17 protein-coding genes are annotated in these 19577 nt (G+C 69.0%); 14 read left to right on the top strand and 3 right to left on the bottom strand.

The features are described from left to right. Positions 1-73: 73 nt before the first annotated feature. Positions 74-715: a GntR family transcriptional regulator gene (locus tag VK92_RS23365; protein WP_048023710.1), complete on the bottom strand. Its 642-nt coding sequence runs from the start codon at positions 713-715 to the stop codon at positions 74-76. Between the two features lie 131 nt (positions 716-846). Here VK92_RS23365 and VK92_RS23370 point away from each other — a divergent pair, with 131 nt between their 5' ends. Together VK92_RS23370 and VK92_RS23375 are read left to right on the top strand one after the other, a co-directional pair. Continuing rightward, the gene (locus tag VK92_RS23370; RefSeq protein WP_048023711.1) at positions 847-1323 is read left to right on the top strand and encodes an OsmC family protein; all 477 of its coding nucleotides are present in this window, start codon (positions 847-849) and stop codon (positions 1321-1323) included. Between the two features lie 28 nt (positions 1324-1351). Next, positions 1352-1996 carry a glutathione S-transferase family protein gene (locus VK92_RS23375; RefSeq protein ID WP_048023712.1) on the top strand — a complete coding sequence of 215 codons (645 nt, stop codon included), beginning with the start codon at positions 1352-1354 and terminating at the stop codon, positions 1994-1996. Between the two features lie 70 nt (positions 1997-2066). Here VK92_RS23375 and VK92_RS23380 read toward each other — a convergent pair whose 3' ends face one another. Further along, positions 2067-3017: a LysR substrate-binding domain-containing protein gene (locus VK92_RS23380; RefSeq protein WP_048023714.1), complete on the bottom strand. Its 951-nt coding sequence runs from the start codon at positions 3015-3017 to the stop codon at positions 2067-2069. Between the two features lie 114 nt (positions 3018-3131). Here VK92_RS23380 and VK92_RS23385 point away from each other — a divergent pair, with 114 nt between their 5' ends. From VK92_RS23385 to VK92_RS23415, 7 genes are all read left to right on the top strand, one after another. After that, entirely contained in the window at positions 3132-4883 is a 1752-nt protein-coding gene (locus tag VK92_RS23385; protein WP_027790240.1) for an IlvD/Edd family dehydratase, read from the top strand. A 126-nt stretch (positions 4884-5009) separates the two neighbouring features. Further along, positions 5010-5939, top strand: a complete 930-nt coding sequence (locus tag VK92_RS23390; RefSeq protein ID WP_042978002.1) for a dihydrodipicolinate synthase family protein — start codon at positions 5010-5012, stop codon at positions 5937-5939. Between the two features lie 36 nt (positions 5940-5975). After that, on the top strand, positions 5976-6905 hold the full coding sequence (locus tag VK92_RS23395; RefSeq protein WP_021163528.1) for a Gfo/Idh/MocA family protein: 930 nt from the start codon (positions 5976-5978) through the stop codon (positions 6903-6905). A 92-nt stretch (positions 6906-6997) separates the two neighbouring features. Beyond that, entirely contained in the window at positions 6998-8011 is a 1014-nt protein-coding gene (locus VK92_RS23400; protein WP_048023717.1) for an arabinose ABC transporter substrate-binding protein, read from the top strand. A 20-nt stretch (positions 8012-8031) separates the two neighbouring features. After that, positions 8032-9609 (top strand): L-arabinose ABC transporter ATP-binding protein AraG, encoded by a 1578-nt coding sequence (gene araG / locus VK92_RS23405; protein WP_048023718.1) that lies wholly within the window; start codon positions 8032-8034, stop codon positions 9607-9609. Between the two features lie 30 nt (positions 9610-9639). After that, positions 9640-10665, top strand: coding sequence for an L-arabinose ABC transporter permease AraH (araH, locus tag VK92_RS23410; RefSeq protein WP_048023720.1), 1026 nt, complete (start codon positions 9640-9642; stop codon positions 10663-10665). A gap of 51 nt (positions 10666-10716) precedes the next feature. After that, positions 10717-11616, top strand: coding sequence for an SMP-30/gluconolactonase/LRE family protein (locus tag VK92_RS23415; protein ID WP_048023722.1), 900 nt, complete (start codon positions 10717-10719; stop codon positions 11614-11616). Positions 11617-11690: 74 nt separating this feature from the next. Here VK92_RS23415 and VK92_RS23420 read toward each other — a convergent pair whose 3' ends face one another. Continuing rightward, positions 11691-12581 carry an amidohydrolase family protein gene (locus VK92_RS23420; RefSeq protein ID WP_048023723.1) on the bottom strand — a complete coding sequence of 297 codons (891 nt, stop codon included), beginning with the start codon at positions 12579-12581 and terminating at the stop codon, positions 11691-11693. A gap of 169 nt (positions 12582-12750) precedes the next feature. Here VK92_RS23420 and VK92_RS23425 point away from each other — a divergent pair, with 169 nt between their 5' ends. The 5 genes from VK92_RS23425 (at position 12751) to VK92_RS23445 (ending at position 19519) form a co-directional block, all read left to right on the top strand. After that, the gene (locus VK92_RS23425) at positions 12751-13578 is read left to right on the top strand and encodes a p-hydroxycinnamoyl CoA hydratase/lyase (protein ID WP_021163522.1); all 828 of its coding nucleotides are present in this window, start codon (positions 12751-12753) and stop codon (positions 13576-13578) included. 43 nt (positions 13579-13621) lie between these two features. Continuing rightward, positions 13622-15073 carry an aldehyde dehydrogenase gene (locus tag VK92_RS23430; RefSeq protein WP_048023724.1) on the top strand — a complete coding sequence of 484 codons (1452 nt, stop codon included), beginning with the start codon at positions 13622-13624 and terminating at the stop codon, positions 15071-15073. A gap of 101 nt (positions 15074-15174) precedes the next feature. After that, positions 15175-17079 (top strand): feruloyl-CoA synthase, encoded by a 1905-nt coding sequence (locus tag VK92_RS23435; RefSeq protein ID WP_048023725.1) that lies wholly within the window; start codon positions 15175-15177, stop codon positions 17077-17079. A 10-nt stretch (positions 17080-17089) separates the two neighbouring features. Continuing rightward, positions 17090-18841 (top strand): acyl-CoA dehydrogenase, encoded by a 1752-nt coding sequence (locus tag VK92_RS23440; RefSeq protein ID WP_048023842.1) that lies wholly within the window; start codon positions 17090-17092, stop codon positions 18839-18841. A 183-nt stretch (positions 18842-19024) separates the two neighbouring features. After that, a complete protein-coding gene (locus tag VK92_RS23445; RefSeq protein WP_048023727.1) occupies positions 19025-19519 on the top strand; it encodes a MarR family winged helix-turn-helix transcriptional regulator in 495 nt (164 codons plus the stop codon). The last annotated feature ends 58 nt before the right edge of the window (positions 19520-19577 follow it).

Below are 19577 nucleotides of genomic sequence, written 5' to 3' on the forward strand. Positions count from 1 at the left end.
GGCTCGACAAGGCCCGACAAGGCCGGCCCGCCCCGCGCGCGCGGTGCAGCAGGCGGCACACGCAGCGCCGGCTTCAATCGCCTTCGACGAGCCCCATCACGATGCGCCTGGCCGATTCGAGATGCACGACCGTCATCGACCGAGCGGCACGCGCATTGCGTTCGCGGCACGCCTGCAGGATCTCCTCGTGCTCGACCTGGAACGACGGCGTATCGGCGAGCAGCGTGGCCTGCAGGCGCTCGTACCGTTCGACCTGGCTGCGCAGCTCCGCGATCGTCTTCAATTGCCGTGCGTTGCCGCAGCACGAATACAGCAACGCATGGAATTCGCGGTTCAGTTCGCCCTGCCGGCGCGGCACGGCCGTATCGCCGAGCAGGCGATGGACGAGTTCGGCACGCGCGAGCGTCTCGTCGTCGAGCCGCTTCACGCTGCGGTAGATCGCGTCGCCTTCGAGCAGCACGCGCAGGTCGTAGATTTCCTGCACGTCCGACGCGCCCAGCATGCGCACGACGGCGCCGCGATTCCTGAAGATGTCCAGCAACCCTTCGCGCTCCAGGCGCTGGATGGCCTCGCGCATCGGAATCCGGCTGATGCCGAACCGGTCGGCGAGGTCGCGCTCGACGAGCCGCTCGCCCGCTTCGAACTCGCCGTTGATGATCATGTCGCGCAACGAGGCGGCGACCGCGTCCGCCGTGGAATCGAGTTTGGCTTCCATGCCTGTGTGTTCCGTCAATTTGGAATAATGGTATACCAAATGAAAATCCGGTGCCAAAATGGCGAACGCAGGCGGGCTCCGTACGACGAAATCCGGCCCGGTCGAAGCAACCCACATCAATGGAGAGCGAGATGGCATCTGGCGAACACAGGTATCGCGTCGCAGTCGCGTGGACGGGCAATCGCGGCACCGGCACGTCGGGGTATCGCGAATACGGCCGCGATCACGTGATCCGGGCCGGTTCCAAGCCGGAAATTCCCGGTTCGTCGGACCCGGCGTTTCGGGGCGACGCGTCGCGCTGGAACCCCGAAGACCTGTTGCTGGCGTCGGCATCGGCGTGTCACAAGCTGTGGTACCTGCACCTGTGCTCCGAAGCGGGCATTCGCGTGCTCGCCTATGTCGACGATGCGGAAGGCACGATGGTCGACCGTGACGAGCCGGGCCGCTTCACGGAAATCGTGCTGCGCCCGTACGTGACGATCCAGGCCGGCGATGATCGCGAGCGGGCGGAACATCTGCATCACGATGCGCACGCGAAGTGCTATATCGCGAACTCGGTCAATTTTCCGATCCGCTGCGAGCCCACGATCGAATTCGCCGCGGCGTGACGCCGACACCCGCCGGACGAAATCGACGATGAAGCTTTTCTACTACCCCGGCAACGCCAGCATGGCGCCGCACTTCGTGCTCGAGGAAATCGGCCGGCCGTTCGAGCTCGAATACGTCGACCGCACGCACGATCGGCACAAGTCGCCGGACTACCTCGCGCTCAATCCGAACGGGCTCATTCCGGTACTGATCGACGGCGACCAGGTGCTGTACGAGGCCGCCGCCATTTGTCTGCATCTCGCCGATGCGCATCCCGAGAAGCGGCTGGCGCCCGAACTCGGCACCCCGGAACGGGCGCAGTGCTACAAATGGCTGATGTGGCTCACGAACACGCTCCAGGCGACATTGATCGCGTATTTCTATCCGGAGCGCTGGGTCGACGTGGGCAACTCGGCTGGTGCCGCGCAGGTGAAGGCGCACGCGGAGGCGAAAATCGCGGCGCTGCTGGATCAGCTCGACCGTCAACTGGAAACGAGCGGTGGCTCCTGGCTGCTCGGCGCGCATTACTCGGTGCTCGACCCGTATGCGCTGATGCTGTGCCGCTGGACGCGCGGCTTTGCCGAACCGGCGCGGCAGCGCCCGGTACTCGGCGGCTATCTGCAGCGGGTGCTCGCGCGCCCGGCGATCCAGCGGGCGCTGCAGACCGAAGGGATCGCGCCGCCCTGGGTGTGACGCGCGGCCCGGGCCACGCGCGCGTCAGCCGGCGCGCACGTGCTCCGGGAATGTCGATGAAGCCGCGCCGTCACAGCACGACCCCATAAACCCCCCGCGCCGCCGCGCGAATCGCATCGGCCATCACCGCGACGGCCGGCGAATGCAGCCGGTCGGTGCGCGTGATGATCCCGAAATCGTCCATCCGGCAATCCATCTCCAGCGGCAGCATCGTGACGATCCCGTGCCGCGCGTAGTAGCGCGCGACGTCCTCGGCCAGCACCGCGATCATGTCGCTCTGTTCGAGCAGCTGCGTGATGAACAGCAGCGCGGACGTCTCGACGAGGTTCGCCGGCGGCGCGAGGCTCGCGCGCTGGAACACGAGCTCGAAGCGATGGCGCAGCACGCTGCCGGCCGGCGGCACGACCCACGCGGCGCGCTGCACGTCCGCGAGCGCCAGCGGCGCCTGCGCGAGCAGCGGATGGCCGGTCCGCACGACGGCCGCCACCGACTCGCCGGTCAGCGGCTCGTAGCGCAGCCGCAGCTTGTCGTGTTCGGCGGAAAGCCGGCCGACCACGATGTCGATCTTGTCCTGCGCGAGATGCTCGAGCAGCACGTTGCTGGTGTCGATCTCGACCGATACGTGCAGGCCCGCATGCGTGCCCTTCACCGCGGCCACCGCCGGCGGTACGAGCCGCAAGCCCGGCGACGTGATCGCGCCCACCGCCACGTGGCCGAGATGGCCGGCCTTCAGCGCGGCCAGTTCCTCGTGCGCCTGGTCGAGGCTGCCGAGCGCCGCGCGCGCGTGACGGATCAGCGCATCGCCGTACAGCGTCGGCCGCATCCCGCGCGGCAGGCGTTCGAACAGCACCGCGCCGATCGATTCCTCGAGTTCGCGCAGCAGCTTCGACGCGGCCGGCTGCGTCATGTTCAGCGCGGCCGCCGCGCGGTGGATGCTGCCTTCGTCGGCAAGCGCGACGACCAGCAGAAGCTGGCGCGTCTTCAGGCGGCCACGGTTTCCCCACGGGCTGGCTTCGGGCATCGTACGGGTTTATATCGATATCGGAATCGATATCGTAATCGCCAAAAACGTCATTAGCCAGTTATCAAAATTCTGCCTAGACTGCGCCGGTATCCCGTCACCACAGGACTGACGATGTCGGCAACAAAACCCAGGCTGCGCTCCGCCCAATGGTTCGGCACGAACGACAAGAACGGCTTCATGTACCGGAGCTGGATGAAGAATCAGGGCATTCCCGATCACGAGTTCGATGGCCGTCCGATCATCGGCATCTGCAACACGTGGTCCGAACTGACGCCGTGCAATGCGCACTTCCGCAAGCTCGCCGAGCACGTGAAGCGCGGGATCTTCGAAGCGGGCGGCTTCCCGGTCGAGTTCCCGGTGTTCTCGAACGGCGAATCGAACCTGCGCCCGTCGGCGATGCTCACGCGCAACCTCGCGTCGATGGACGTCGAGGAAGCGATCCGCGGCAATCCGATCGACGCGGTCGTGCTGCTCGCCGGCTGCGACAAGACGACGCCCGCGCTGCTGATGGGCGCGGCGAGCTGCGACGTGCCGGCGATCGTCGTGTCGGGCGGGCCGATGCTGAACGGCAAGCTCGAAGGCAGGAACATCGGCTCCGGCACGGCCGTGTGGCAGCTGCATGAGTCACTGAAGGCCGGCGAGATCGACCTGCATCACTTCCTGTCGGCCGAAGCCGGCATGTCGCGCTCGGCCGGCACCTGCAACACGATGGGCACCGCGTCGACGATGGCGTGCATGGCCGAGGCGCTCGGCGTCGCGCTGCCGCACAACGCGGCGATTCCGGCCGTCGATTCGCGCCGCTACGTGCTTGCCCACATGTCCGGCATCCGCATCGTCGAGATGGCGCTCGAAGGGCTCGTGCTGTCGAAGGTCCTCACGCGCGCGGCGTTCGAGAATGCGATCCGCGCGAATGCGGCGATCGGCGGCTCGACGAACGCGGTGATCCACCTGAAGGCGATCGCCGGACGCATCGGCGTGCCGCTCGAACTGGAGGACTGGATGCGCATCGGCCGCGACACGCCGACGATCGTCGACCTGATGCCGTCGGGGCGCTTCCTGATGGAAGAGTTCTATTACGCGGGCGGGCTGCCGGCCGTGCTGCGCCGGCTCGGCGAAGGCGGGCTGCTGCCGCACCCGGACGCGCTGACGGTGAACGGCAAGTCGCTGTGGGACAACGTGCGCGAAGCGCCGAACTACGACGACGAAGTGATTCGCCCGCTCGACCGGCCGCTGATCGCGGACGGCGGCATCTGCATCCTGCGCGGCAACCTCGCGCCGCGCGGCGCGGTGCTGAAGCCGTCGGCGGCGAGCCCCGAGCTGCTGAAGCATCGCGGCCGCGCGGTGGTGTTCGAGAACCTCGACCACTACAAGGCGACGATCAACGACGAGGCGCTCGACGTCGACGCCAGCTCGGTGCTCGTGCTGAAGAACTGCGGGCCGCGCGGTTATCCGGGGATGGCCGAGGTCGGCAACATGGGGCTGCCGCCGAAGCTGCTGCGCCAGGGCGTGAAGGACATGGTGCGGATTTCCGACGCGCGGATGAGCGGCACCGCGTACGGCACGGTCGTGCTGCACGTGGCGCCGGAGGCCGCCGCCGGCGGGCCGCTCGCGGCCGTGCGCAACGGCGACTGGATCGAGCTCGACTGCGAGGCCGGCACGCTGCATCTCGACATTCCGGATGACGAACTGCAGCGCCGCCTGTCGGACGTCGATCCGACCGCGGCGCCGGGCGTGGCCGGGCAGCTCGGCAAGGGCGGCTACGCACGGCTGTACATCGATCACGTGCTGCAGGCCGACGAGGGGTGCGACCTCGACTTCCTGGTCGGCACGCGCGGCGCGGACGTGCCGAGCCATTCGCATTGAGCGGCAGGCGGCGCGAGAGGTGCCACACACGCGCCGCAGCCGGTTGCGGGCCCGCCCGGGCCCGCTTCGTGAAACCGTGAACGCATGACGGCCGGTCACCACCGACGCCGAAGCAGGACGCGAACCATGACATCGAGCAGCACGCCGCGTTATCGCGGCATCTTCCCCGTCGTCCCGACGACCTTCACCGACACCGGCGAGCTCGACCTCGCGAGCCAGAAACGCGCGGTCGATTTCATGATCGACGCGGGTTCCGACGGGCTGTGCATCCTAGCGAATTTCTCCGAGCAGTTCGCGATCACCGACGACGAACGCGACGTGCTTACGCGCACGATCCTCGAACACGTCGCGGGCCGCGTGCCGGTGATCGTCACGACGTCGCACTACGGCACGCAGGTGTGCGCGGCGCGCAGCCTGCGCGCGCAGCAGCTCGGCGCGGCGATGGTGATGGCGATGCCGCCTTATCACGGCGCGACGTTCCGCGTGCCGGAAGCGCAGGTCTTCGACTTCTTTGCGCGCGTTTCCGACGCGATCGACATCCCGATCATGATCCAGGATGCGCCCGCGAGCGGCACGGTGCTGTCGGCCCCGTTCCTCGCACGGATGGCGCGCGAGATCGAGCAGGTCGCGTACTTCAAGATCGAGACACCCGGGGCGGCGAACAAGCTGCGCGAACTGATCCGGCTCGGCGGCGACGCGATCGAGGGGCCGTGGGACGGCGAGGAGGCGATCACGCTGCTCGCCGACCTCCATGCCGGCGCGACCGGCGCGATGACGGGCGGCGGGTTTCCGGACGGCATCCGGCCGATTCTCGAAGCCTGGCGCGAAGGGCGCCGCGACGACGCTTTCGAGCGCTATCAGGCGTGGCTGCCGCTGATCAATCACGAGAACCGCCAGTCCGGGATCCTCACCGCGAAAGCGCTGATGCGCGAAGGCGGCGTGATCGCGTGCGAGCGGCCACGGCATCCGATGCCGGAACTGCATCCGGACACGCGCGCGGAACTGCTCGCGATCGCGCGCCGGCTCGATCCGCTCGTGCTGCGCTGGGCGCACTGAACGACCACCGAACGATTCGCGAAGGAGGCATGCACGATGAGTGATCAGGTTTCGCTGGGTATCGTCGGCGTCGGCAAGATCGCGCGCGACCAGCATCTGCCGGCGATCGACGCCGAACCGGGCTTCAAGCTGACCGCGTGCGCGAGCCGCCATGCGGAAGTCGCCGGCGTGCGCAACTATCGCGACCTGCGCGCGCTGCTGGCCGCCGAGCGCGAGCTCGACGCCGTGTCGCTGTGCGCGCCGCCGCAGGTGCGCTACGCGCAGGCGCGCGCCGCGCTCGAGGCCGGCAAGCACGTGATGCTCGAGAAGCCGCCGGGCGCGACGCTCGGCGAAGTGGCCGTGCTGGAGGCGCTCGCGCGCGAGCGCGGGCTCACGTTGTTCGCCACGTGGCATTCGCGCTGCGCGAGCGCGGTGGAGCCCGCGCGCGCGTGGCTCGCGACCCGCACGATCCGCGCGGTGCAGGTGCGCTGGAAGGAGGACGTGCGGCGCTGGCACCCGGGGCAGCAATGGATCTGGGAACCGGGCGGCCTCGGCGTGTTCGATCCGGGCATCAACGCGCTGTCGATCGTCACGCGGATCCTGCCGCGCGAGCTCGTGCTGCGCGAGGCGACGCTGATCGTGCCGAGCGACGTGCAGACGCCGATCGCCGCCGAACTCGATTGCACGGATACCGATGGCGTGCCCGTGCGCGCGGAATTCGACTGGCGGCACGGCCCGGTCGAGCAATGGGAAATCGCGGTCGACACGGCCGACGGCGTGCTCGCGATCAGCCGCGGCGGCGCGCAACTGTCGATCGCGGGCGAGCCGGTCGAGATCGGGCCCGAACGCGAGTATCCGGCGCTGTATGCGCACTTCCATGCGCTGATCGCGCGGGGTGAAAGCGACGTCGACGTGCGGCCGTTGCGGCTCGTCGCCGATGCGTTCCTGTTCGGCCGGCGCGTGCAGACCGACGCGTTCGGACGCTGACTGCACTCGCTACGCTGACTACGCGGGCGCGCTGAGGCGCGATCGCGCATGACGAATCATTACGGCACAAGCCGACATCAAGGAGACACCGCATGAACCGCACGACCCACACGATTCGCCGACACACCCTGCGCGCGCTGCTTGCCGCGCTGTGCATCGCGCCGCTCGGCATGCAGGGCGCCGCGCGCGCCGACGCGCCGCTGAAGATCGGCTTCCTGGTGAAGATGCCCGAGCAGGCATGGTTCATCAACGAGCAGAACGCGGCGTCCGCGCTCGGCCAGAAGGAGAATTTCTCGGTCGTGAAGATCGGCACGCCCGACGGCGAGAAGGTGCTGGCTGCGATCGACAACCTCGGTTCGCAAGGCGCGCAGGGCTTCGTGATCTGCGCGCCCGACGTGCGCCTCGGGCCGGCGATCGCCGCGCGTGCGAAGCGCTACAACATGAAGTTCGTGACCGTCGACGACCAGCTCGTCGATTCGACCGGCAAGCCGCTGCCGAACGTGCCGCACCTCGGGATGTCGGCGACCAAGATCGGCAACCAGGTCGGCCAGGCGATTTCCGACGAGATGAAGCGACGCGGCTGGAAGCCCGAGGAAGTCGGCGCGCTGCGGATCACGAACTACGAGCTGCCGACCGCGAAACTGCGCACCGACGGCGCGACGCAGGCGCTGCTCGCGAACGGCTTCCGCCAGGAGAACATCTTCGATGCGCCGCAGAAGACGACCGACGACGAAGGCGGCTTCAGCGCGGCCGCGCCGGTGCTCGCGCGGCATCCGAACATCAAGAAGTGGGTGGTCTACGCGCTGAACGAGGAAACCGTGCTCGGCGCGGTGCGCGCGACCGAACAGCTGCATATTCCGGCCGCCGACGTGATCGGCGTCGGCATCAACGGTGCCGGCGAGGCGTTCGCCGAATTCCAGAAGAAGGAGCCGACCGGCTTCTACGGGACGATCGCCGTCAGCTCGACGAACCACGGCAAGGACAGCACGCAGAACCTCGTCGACTGGATTCGCAACGGCAAGACGCCGCCGGCCGACACGCAGACGAGCGGCAAGCTGATGACGCGCGCGAACTGGCAGGCCGTGCGCGCCGAACTCGGCATCTGAGCGTGCGGGGCGGGCAAGCGATGACGACGCAGACGATGACGACCGTATCCGCCGGCAGCACGGACACAGCCACGGCCGCCGCAGCCGCCGCAGCCGGCACGTCGCGGCCGGACGCGGCGCTGCTCGCGCTCGACGGCATCACGGTGACGTTCCCGGGCGTGCGCGCGCTCGACGCCGTGTCGCTGTCGGTGCGCGCGGGCGAAGTGCACGGGCTGATGGGCGAGAACGGCGCGGGGAAGTCGACGCTGCTGAAGGTGCTGTCCGGCGTGAACCAGCCGCAGGCCGGCACGCTGACGCTGAACGGCGCCGTGCAGCACTTCGCGTCGACGCGCGCGGCGCTGGAGGCCGGCATCGCGATCATCTACCAGGAACTGCATCTCGTGCCCGAGCTGACGGTCGCGGAAAACCTGATGCTCGGGCAGCTGCCGAGCCGGCTCGGCGTGGTCGACGAACGCGCGCTTGCCGTGCGTGCGCTCGATGCGCTGGAGCGGCTCGGCGAGCACATCGATCCGGGCATTCCGGTGAAGTATCTGTCGATCGGCCAGCGCCAGATGATCGAGATCGGCAAGGCGCTGATGCGCGACGCGCGCGTGATCGCGTTCGACGAACCGACGAGCTCGCTGTCCGCGCGCGAGACCGCGCAACTGTTCCGGATCATCCGTGCACTGCGCGCGGAAGGCCGCGCGATCATCTACGTCACGCACCGGATGGAGGAAGTGTATGAACTGTGCGACCGCGTGACCGTGTTCCGCGACGGCCGTCGCATCGAGACGTTCGAATCCGTGGCCGATCTCGACCGCGACCGGCTGATCGGCTGCATGGTCGGCCGCTCGATCGAGGACGTGTACGGCTACCGGCCGCGCACACCCGGCGACGTGCTGATCGAGGCGAAGGGGCTGGCGGGGCCCGGGCTCGCCGAGCCCGTGTCGTTCACCGCGCGGCGCGGCGAGATCGTCGGCTTCTTCGGGCTGGTCGGCGCGGGCCGCTCGGAGCTGATGAAGCTGCTGTACGGCGCCGCGCGCCCGAGCGCGGGGCACGTCGAGCTGAACGGGCGGCGGGTCGCGTTCGGGAGCCCGCGCGACGCGGTGCGCGCCGGCCTCGCGCTGTGCCCGGAAGACCGCAAGCAGGAAGGCATCGTCGCGATCGCGTCGGTGGCCGACAACCTGAACATCAGCGCGCGCCGGCATTTCAGCCCGGCGCGCATGCTGCTCGACGGGCGGCGCGAGCGTGAACTCGCGCAGCGCTATATCGAGCGGCTCGCGATCAAGACCCGCGACGGCGACACGCCGATCGGCGCGCTGTCGGGCGGCAACCAGCAGAAGGTCGTGCTCGCGCGCTGGCTGGCAGAGCGCATCGACGTGTTCCTGATGGACGAGCCGACGCGCGGCATCGACGTCGGCGCGCGCGCGGAAATCTACAACCTGTTCTACGAACTCGCGGAAGCGGGCCGCACGGTGATCCTCGTGTCGAGCGACCTCGCCGAGGTGATCGGCGTGTCGGACCGGATCATCGTGATGAAGGAAGGACGGATCGCGGGCGAAGTCGCGAAGGCGCAGGCGACGCCCGACGCGCTGATCAAGCTCGCGCTGCCGCGCTAGCGGCCTGCAGTCAACCGGAAAGCAACTGATATGAGCCAGGCAATGCAACCCCAACGCACTTCCCCGTCCCCCGATGCCGCGGCCACGGCCGCGCCCGCGCGAGCGCGCGGCGGCGTGTGGCAATTGATCAACCGCTCCGGCATCGTGATGGTGTTCCTCGTGCTGTTCGCGACGCTGTCCCTGACGGTGCCGGACTTCCTCACGCCGCGCAACATCCAGGGCCTGCTGCTGTCGGTCACGCTGATCGGCTCGATCGCGGTGACGATGATGTTCGTGCTCGCGCTCGGCGAGGTCGACCTGTCGGTCGCGTCGATCGTCGCGTTCGCGGGCGTCGTCGCGTCGACGCTGATCACGGCGACGCACAGCGTCGTGCTCGGCATCGCCGGCGGTGTGCTCGCGGGCGGCGCGGTCGGGCTCGTCAACGGCGTGCTGATCGCGCGCTGGCGGATCAACTCGCTGATCGTCACGCTCGCGATGATGGAAGTCGTGCGCGGGCTCGCGTTCATCACGTCGAACGGCGACGCGGTGATGATCTCCGAGGAGCGCTTCTTCGATCTCGGCGGCGGATCGTTCCTCGGCATCTCGTACCCGATCTGGAGCAACATCGTCGGCTTCGTCGTGTTCGGCTTCCTGCTGCGCAAGACGGTGTTCGGCAAGAACGTGCTGGCCGTCGGCGGCAACGGCGAGGCGGCGCTGCTCGCGGGGCTGCCGGTGATGCGCATCAAGATCACCGTGTTCGTGCTGCAGGGGCTCGTGACCGGCTTCGCCGGCGTGATGCTCGCGTCGCGGATGAGCCTCGGCGATCCGAAGACCTCGGTCGGCCTCGAGCTCGGCGTGATCTCCGCGTGCGTGCTCGGCGGCGTGTCGCTGACGGGCGGCGTCGCGACGATCTCCGGCGTGCTGGTCGGCGTGCTGATCATGGGCTCCGTGCAGGACGCGATGAGCCTCCTGAACGTGCCGACGTTTTACCAATATCTGATACGCGGCGGAATTCTGTTGCTCGCGGTGCTGTTCGACCAGTATCGTCGCAACCAGCGGCGCGCGATGAAGATCTGACCCTGACGAACGCGCGGCCGCCTGCGAAGGCGACAGACATCGGGAGACGGCATGCAACAGATTCATCCGGGCGCGGCGGCGCTGCTCGTGGACAGCCGCAACACGCTCGGCGAAGGCGCGACGTGGTGCGATGCGACGCACGCGCTGTACTGGACGGACATCGAAGGGGCGCGGCTGTGGCGCTGCCGCGCGGACGGCTCGGGCCTCGCGCAGTGGCCGATGCCGGAACGGCTCGCGTGTTTCGCGCTGACGCAGGATCCGGACGTGCTGCTCGTCGGGCTCGCGACGCATCTCGCGTTCTTCGATCTGCGCAGCAGTGCGTTCACGCGGATCGTCGACGTCGAACCCGATCGGCCGACGCGGCTGAACGACGGGCGCTGCGATGGGGCCGGCGCATTCGTGTTCGGGATGAAGGACGAAGGCAGCGAGCCGCCGCAAGCGGTCGGCGGGTTCCATCGGCTCAATCCGGATCTCACGCTCGAGCGGCTCGCGTTGCCGCCGGCCGCGATCGCGAACAGCATCGCGTTCTCGCCGGATGGGTCGAAGATGTATTTCTGCGATTCGCTGGTGCGCGAGATTTTCGTGTGCGATTACCGCGCGGGCGGCGATGTCGCGAACGTGCGATCGTTCGCGCGGCTGACCGATGCGGACGGAGACCCGGACGGCTCGACGGTCGATCGCGACGGTGGCCTGTGGAACGCGCAGTGGGGCGGCCGGCGGGTGGTGCGCTACGGGCCGGACGGCGTTGAAACGGAACGCGTCGAAGTGCCGACCGCGCAACCGAGTTGCGCGGCGCTCGACGGCGAAGGCCGGCTGTATGTGACGAGTGCGCGCGTCGGGCTGAGCGACGACGCGCTGGCGAGCGATGCCGACGCCGGCGGCGTGTTCGTCGCCCGCACGCGCCACGCGGGGCTGCCGACCGCGCGGTTTGCGGGCAAGCCCGCGAACTGAGTACGGCTGGTGCGGGCAGCGGCGCGGCCGGTCGCGCCGTCGCGCGCTGCCGGCGCCGTCACGGCCGGATGGGGTCACGACTGCTGCGTGGCCTGCAGCCCCAGCAACGCGACCGCGTTGTCTTTCAGAATCAGTGAATGGACGTCGGGCCGGAACCCGGCACCCTGAAAATCCTCGAGCCAGCGGTCCGGCCGGATCAGCGGAAAATCGGACGCGAACAGCACCTTGTGCCTGAGCAGCGTGTTCGCGTATTTCACCAGCTCGGGCGAGAAGTACTTCGGCGACCATCCCGACAGGTCGATGTAGACGTTCGGCTTGTGCAGCGCGATCGACAGCGCCTGCTCCTGCCACGGCCATGAAGGGTGCGCGATCACGATCTTCATGTCCGGGAAGTCGGCCGCGACGTCGTCGAGGTGAATCGGTTCGGAGTACTTCAGACGCAGCCCGCCGCCGCCGCGCATCCCCGATCCCATCCCCGAATGCCCGCTGTGGAAGACGGCCGGCAACCCGTATTCCGCGATCACCTCGTAGATCGGATAGGCGAGCCTGTCGTTCGGGAAGCATCCCTGCATCGTCGGATGGAACTTGAAGCCCTTCACGCCGTGCTCGTCGATCAGGCGGCGCGCCTCGCGCGCGCCGAAGCGGCCCTTGTGCGGATCGATGCTCGCGAACGCGATCATCACGTCGGCGTTGTCCTGCGCGAATTGCGCGATTTCCTCGTTCGGAATGCGCCGCCGGCCGATGTTCGTCTCGCAGTCGACGGTGAACATCACGAAGCCGATCCGGCGCTCGCGGTAATGCGCGATCGTCTCCGGAATGGTCGGCCGACGGCCCTGCTTCAGCACGGTGCCGAAATACTTGTCGGCCGCGTCGTCGAATGCCTTCGCGAACAGGTCCGGCGGCTGGCAGCACGACACTTCCGCGTGCACGTGCGTGTCGATAGCGATCAGGTTGTCGATGTCCAAGCGTGTCTCCTCATGTCGTGATGCGTCGGCCGGCACGGCGCGAAATCGGCTGTCCGGGCCCGTTTAGGGGTTTGTCCGGAGCCGCTTCCATTCTACTTTACATATCAGGTTACCTGATAGTAAATTGGTCGCGAGTCGCACAGGGCGGCATCGTCATTGGAGAACGAAAATGGGTTACGAAGGGCGCTGGAAAACGGTGAAGGTCGAGGTCGAGGGCGGGATCGCATGGGTGACGCTGAACCGTCCGGACAAGCGCAACGCGATGAGCCCGACGCTGAACGCGGAGATGATCGACGTGCTGGAGGCGATCGAACTCGATGCCGAGGCGCAGGTGCTCGTGCTGACCGGCGAGGGCGACGCCTGGACGGCCGGGATGGACCTGAAGGAATATTTCCGCGAAGTCGACGCGGGCCCGGAAATCCTGCAGGAAAAGATTCGCCGCGACGCGAGCCGCTGGCAGTGGCAATTGCTGCGCATGTATGCGAAGCCGACGATCGCGATGGTCAACGGCTGGTGCTTCGGCGGCGGCTTCTCGCCGCTCGTCGCGTGCGACCTCGCGATCGCGGCCGACGAAGCGGTGTTCGGCCTGTCGGAAATCAACTGGGGCATCCCGCCGGGCAACCTCGTCAGCAAGGCGATGGCCGACACCGTGGGCCATCGCCAGGCGCTCTACTACATCATGACCGGCGACACCTTCACCGGCCCGCAGGCCGCGCAGATGGGGCTCGTCAACAAGAGCGTGCCGCGCGCGCAGCTGCGCGACGAGGTGCGCGCGCTGGCCGCGAAGCTGCTCGACAAGAACCCGGTCGTGATCCGCAACGCGAAGCACGGCTTCAAGCGTTGCCGCGAGCTGACCTGGGAGCAGAACGAGGACTACCTGTACGCGAAGCTCGACCAGGCGAACTACCGCGATCCGGAAGGCGGGCGCGAGCAGGGCCTCAAGCAGTTCCTCGACGACAAGAGCATCAAGCCGGGCCTGCAGGCGTACAAGCGCTGACGCGCGCCGCCGCACGCAACCGGATCCGAGTGGAGACACGGAAATGCACGAAGTGAGTTTGTTGATCGACGGCGTGTCGCGCGGCGCGTCGGACGGCGGGACCTTCGACCGGATCGATCCGGCGACGGGACGGGTGGCGTCGCGCGCCGCCGCGGCGACGCTCGCCGACGCGGACGCCGCGGTCGCGGCAGCGGCGCGCGCATTCCCCGCGTGGGCCGCACTCGCGCCGACCGAGCGCCGCCGGCGGCTGCTCGCGGCGGCCGACCGGATGGACGCGCGCGCGGGCGAATTCATCGAAACCGGCCGCGCGGAAACCGGTGCGATGGCGAACTGGTACGGCTTCAACGTGATGCTCGCGGCGAACATGCTGCGCGAGGCGGCCGCGATGACCACGCAGATCGACGGCGCGGTGATCCCGTCGGACGTGCCCGGCAGCCTCGCGATGGCCGTGCGCCAGCCGTGCGGTGTCGTGCTCGGGATCGCGCCGTGGAATGCGCCGGTGATTCTCGCGACCCGTGCGCTCGCGATGCCGCTCGCATGCGGCAACACGGTGGTGCTGAAGGCGTCCGAGGGGTGTCCGGGCGTGCACCGGCTGATCGGCAGCGTGCTGCACGACGCAGGGCTCGGCGACGGCGTGGTCAACGTGATCACGCATGCGCCGCAGGACGCGCCGGCGATCGTCGAGCGGCTGATCGCGAACCCGGCGGTGCGCCGCGTGAACTTCACCGGTTCGACACGCGTCGGCCGCATCGTCGCGACGCTCGCCGCGCAGCACCTGAAGCCGGCGCTGCTTGAACTCGGCGGCAAGGCGCCGGTGCTCGTGCTCGACGACGCCGATCTCGACGCGGCGGTCGAGGCGGTCGCATTCGGCGCGTTCTTCAACCAGGGGCAGATCTGCATGTCGACCGAGCGCGTGATCGTCGATCGCCAGGTCGCCGATGCGTTCGTCGAACGGCTCGTCGCGAAGGCGCGCACGCTGAAGGCCGGCAACCCGGCCGCGCCGGGCGTCGTGCTGGGCATGCTCGAAAGCGCGGCCGCCGCGCAGCGGATCGCGGCGATGGTGGACGACGCGCGCGCGCACGGCGCCGCGCTGCCGCTCGGCTGTGAAGTCGACGGCGCGGTGATGCAGCCGACGATCGTCGACGGTGTCACGCGCGACATGCAGCTGTATGCGGACGAATCGTTCGGGCCGGTGGTGACCGTGCAGCGCGTCGACGGCGACGCCGCCGCGCTCGCGGCCGCGAACGACAGCGAGTACGGGCTGTCGGCGGCGGTGTTCAGCCGCGATATCGCGCGCGCGATGCAGGTCGCGAAGCAGATCGAATCGGGCATCTGCCACATCAACGGGCCGACGGTGCACGACGAGGCGCAGATGCCGTTCGGCGGCGTGAAGGCAAGCGGCTACGGCCGGTTCGGCAGCAAGGCGTCGATCGCCGAGTTTACCGACCTGCGCTGGATCACGGTCCAGACCGCGCCGCGTCACTACCCGATCTGAGCCGTCCCGGGCGCCGCGGCGCCCCAGATAAGACAACGACACAATGAAGTCTCCGCCCGGCGCGCGCACGCGCGCGGGGCGGAACCGACCGGAGACAGAACTTGGATGCGGATCCGACCCAACTGCGCGACGCGGCTGCCGCCCAGCGCGTTCCCGCCGGCTATCGCCCCGTGGCGATCGGCACGGCGCCGCCGGAGATCGTGCAGCGCGACGGCTGCTGGACCTTGCGCGCGACGACCCCGCTCGGCGCGTACCCACGCCGGCTGACCGACCGGCTCGCGAGCGGCGCGCGCGCGCATCCGGACCGCTGGCTGGTCGCGCGGCGCGGGCCCGACGGTACGTGGATCGGCATCACGTATGCGCAGATGCTCGAGCGCGCCCGCGCGATCGGCCAGGCGCTGCTCGATCGCGGGCTGTCGGTCGAGCGGCCCGTCGCGATCCTGTCGGGCAACGACCTCGAACATCTGCAACTCGCGTTCGGCGCGATGTGGGCCGGCATTCCGCATGCGCCGCTGTCGCCCGCGTATTCGCTCGTGTCGAGCGATTACGGCAAGCTGCGCCACGCGCTCGCCGTGCTCACGCCGGGGCTGGTCTTCGCGTCGGACGGCGCGGCGTTTCGTGCCGCGCTCGACGCGTCGGTGCCGCCTGATGTCGAGCGCGTGGTCGTGTCGGCACCCGACGGGATGGACGGCGTCACGCGTTTCGCGTCGCTGCTCGGCACGACACCGGGCAGCGTCGATGCCGCGCACGATGCGATCACCGGCGACACGATCGCGAAATTCCTGTTCACGTCTGGGTCGACACGGCTGCCGAAGGCGGTGCCGACCACGCACCGGATGCTGTGCAGCAACCAGCAGATGCTGCTCGAGACGTTTCCGCAGTTCGGCCTGGAGCCGCCGGTGCTGGTCGACTGGCTGCCGTGGAATCACACGTTCGGCGGCAGCCATAACGTCGGCATCGCGCTGTACAACGGCGGCACGCTGTACATCGACGACGGCAAGCCGGTCGCCGGCAAGTTCGGCGAGACGCTGCGTAACCTGCGCGAGATCGCGCCCACCGTGTATTTCAACGTGCCGAAGGGCTGGGAAGAACTGGCCGCGGCGCTCGAAACGGATGCCGCGCTGCGCGAAACCTTCTTCTCGCGCGTGAAGATGTATTTCTTCGCGGGCGCCGGACTGTCGCAGGCCGCGTGGGACCGGCTCGAGCGCGTGACGCTCGCGCACTGCGGCGAGCGCATCCGGATCATGGCGGGCCTCGGGATGACCGAGGCCGCGCCATCGTGCATGTTCACCACCGGGCCGGTGTCGGGGGCCGGCTACATCGGCCTGCCCGCGCCCGGCTGCGACGCGAAGCTGGTGCCGGTCGACGGCAAGCTCGAGGCGCGCTTTCGCGGGCCGAACGTGATGGCCGGTTACTGGCGCGCGAGCGGCGACGACGCGCGCGAGGTGTTCGACGAGGAGGGCTACTACCGCAGCGGCGATGCGGTGCGTTTCGTCGATCCCGCGCGGCCGGAGATCGGCCTGATGTTCGACGGGCGCATTGCGGAGGATTTCAAGCTGTCGTCAGGCACTTTCGTGAGCGTCGGGCCCATGCGCGCGCGGATCGTATCGAACGGCGCACCTTACGTGCAGGACGCGGTCGTCACGGGGATGAATCGCGACGACGTCGGCGTGATGATCTTCCCGCGCGTCGACGATTGCCGTCGCCTGGCCGGCGCGGCACCGGACGCCGACGTGCGCACCGTCCTGCAGGCGCCCGCGGTGCGGGCGTTCTTCGCGGGCCTGCTCGAGCGCCTGAACCGCGATGCGACCGGCAGCGCGACGTTCGTCACGCGGCTGTGCGTGCTCGATACGCCGCCTTCGCTCGATCTCGGCGAAGTCACCGACAAGGGCTCGATCAACCAGCGTGCGGTGCTCATGCACCGTGCGGCGGTGGTCGACGCGATGTACGAACGGGGCGCGGCCGACGCGGGCGTGATCGTCGCCGGCACGGCGCGCCGCGCATGAGGTGCGCGCGATGAGCAACGCGTATTGCGCGCCGTTGCGCGACATGCTGTTCGTGATCGGCGAATGGCTCGATGCGCCGGCGCTGTGGCGCCGCGTGCCCGACTGGGCGGAGCTCGACCTGTCGACCGCCGGGCAGGTGCTCGACGAAGCCGCCCGCTTCGTGGTCGAACGCATCGCGCCGCTCGATTCGACCGGCGATCTCGAGGGCTGCCGGTTCGACGGTGCCGGCGTGACGATGCCGGCGGGCTTTCGCGATGCGTACCGCGACTACGTCGACGCCGGCTGGCCGACGCTCGCGCTCGACGCCGATTGCGGCGGCCAGGGGCTGCCGCATCTGCTCGACGTCGCGCTGCAGGAGATGCTCGCGGGGGCGAACCATGCGTGGCTGATGTCGCCGGGGCTCACGCACGGCGCGGTGGCGTGCCTGCGCGCGCATGGCGGCGAGCGCCTGAAGCGCGACGTGCTGCCGAAGATCGCGAGCGGCGAGTGGCTGACGACGATGTGCATCACCGAGCCACAGGCGGGCAGCGATCTCGGCCTGCTGCGCACGCAGGCAGTGCCGGACCCGGCCGCCGACGGCTACCGGATCAGCGGCAGCAAGCTGTTCATCACCGGCGGCGAGCACGACCTGACCGACAACATCGTGCACCTCGTGCTCGCGCGGCTGCCCGACGCGCCGGCGGGAACGAAGGGGCTGTCGCTGTTCGTCGTGCCGAAGTGGCTCGACGCGCCGGGCGGCCGCGTGCGCAACGGCGTCTGGTGCGACGGCATCGAGAAGAAGATGGGGCTGAAGGCAAGCCCGACCTGCACGATGCGTTTCGACGCGGCCGCGGGCTGGCTCGTCGGCGAGCCGCATCGCGGGCTCGCATCGATGTTCGTGATGATGAACGCGGCGCGCCTGCAGGTCGCCATGCAGGGTGTAGGGCATGCGCAGAGCGCATGGCAGGCCGCGTCGGCCTATGCGCGCGAGCGCGTGCAGGGCAGGGCGGCGCCGATCGCGCAACACGCCGCGATCCGCCGCATCCTGCTCGATGCGCAGGCGATCGTCGAAGGCGAGCGCGCGATCGGCTACTGGATCGCGCACTGGCTCGACGTCGCCGCGCACGATCCGCAGCCGCCGGCACGGCTCGCGGCGGCGCGGCTGGCATCGTTGCTCACGCCGGTTGCTAAGGCGTTCTTCACCGCGAACGGTTTCGCGGCCGCGTCGAACGCGCTGCAGGTATTCGGCGGCTACGGCTACGTTCACGAATACGGGATCGAACAGACGCTGCGCGATTGCCGCGTGTCGATGCTGTACGAAGGGACCAACGAGATCCAGGCGATCGATCTGCTGGTGCGCAAGGTGCTGGGGGATCGCGGCGAGGCGCTGCATGCGCTGCTCGAGTTGATTCGCGCGGAAGCCGCGCAGAGCGTCCGGGCAGCAGCGGACGAGCGGGCGAGGGACGCCGGGGCGCGCGTCGCCACGCTGTGCGCGGAGCTCGAGCGCGTGACGGCCGGCGTGATCCGCGCGAGCGAGCACGATCCGGATCTGCCCTACCGCGTCGCAGACGACTATCTCGCGCTGGTCGGCTGGCTGCTGCTCGCGTTCGCGTGGGCGCGCACGCTGCGCATCGTCGGCGATGCGCCCGGAGACGATTCGTTCCGTGCGGGCAAGCGCGCGGTCGGCACCTACTTCTTCGACTATCCGCTCGCGGCATTCGCACACCGGCTCGCGCTGGTGGACGCGGGCTGCCGCGCGGCGCTGCCGGTTGCCGCGGCGTAAGGTTCGTCCGAGCCGGGTGTGGACGGCCCCCGGGGCGGCTCGCCGGCCGGCACGAGCCGCCGTGCGGGCCGATATGCGGGCCGACATACGGGCCGACCTACGGGCCGACATAAGGGCCGATTACGGCCTGATATACGGACCGCGTGAGGTAAGATGGCCCGCGATCCTCCTTCCGACACGTTCATGAGTTCGACACCCGTCAAACCGGCCGGCCCGAAACGCACGGCCCGCGCCAGCGAAGCCAGGCCGCGCGCGCGTTCGCAGCAGCGGCTTACCTACCTGATCGGCAATCTCGACCGGCTGCTGCGCCGCCAGATGAGCGATGCGCTCGTGCCGCTCGGTGTGACGCTCGCGCAGTACACGGCGCTGTCGGTGCTCGAGGCGCGCGGCGCGCTGTCCAATGCGCAACTTGCGGTGCGCTCGTTCATCACGCCGCAATCCGCGAACGAAGTGATGGTTGCGATGGCCGCCCGCGGCTTCGTGACGCGCGAGGCCGATCCCAGCCATGGCCGCGTGATCCTGCTGCGTCTGACCGACGAGGGCTCGGCAATCCTGCGCGAATGCGAGCAGGTGCTGCGGCCGCTCGAACGCCGGATGCTCGGCGACGACGTGAGCGCCGACGACGTCGCGCAGGTTCACCGCACGCTCGAGCTGTTCGTACGCAACCTGCGCGACTGAGCACGCCGCCGTCGCGTCTTTCGTTCCGGTTGCTCCGGCCGCGCCGGGCCATGCCGCG

Source organism: Burkholderia sp. LK4 (assembly GCF_001043615.1).
GTDB classification, from domain to species: Bacteria; Pseudomonadota; Gammaproteobacteria; order Burkholderiales; family Burkholderiaceae; genus Burkholderia; species Burkholderia cepacia.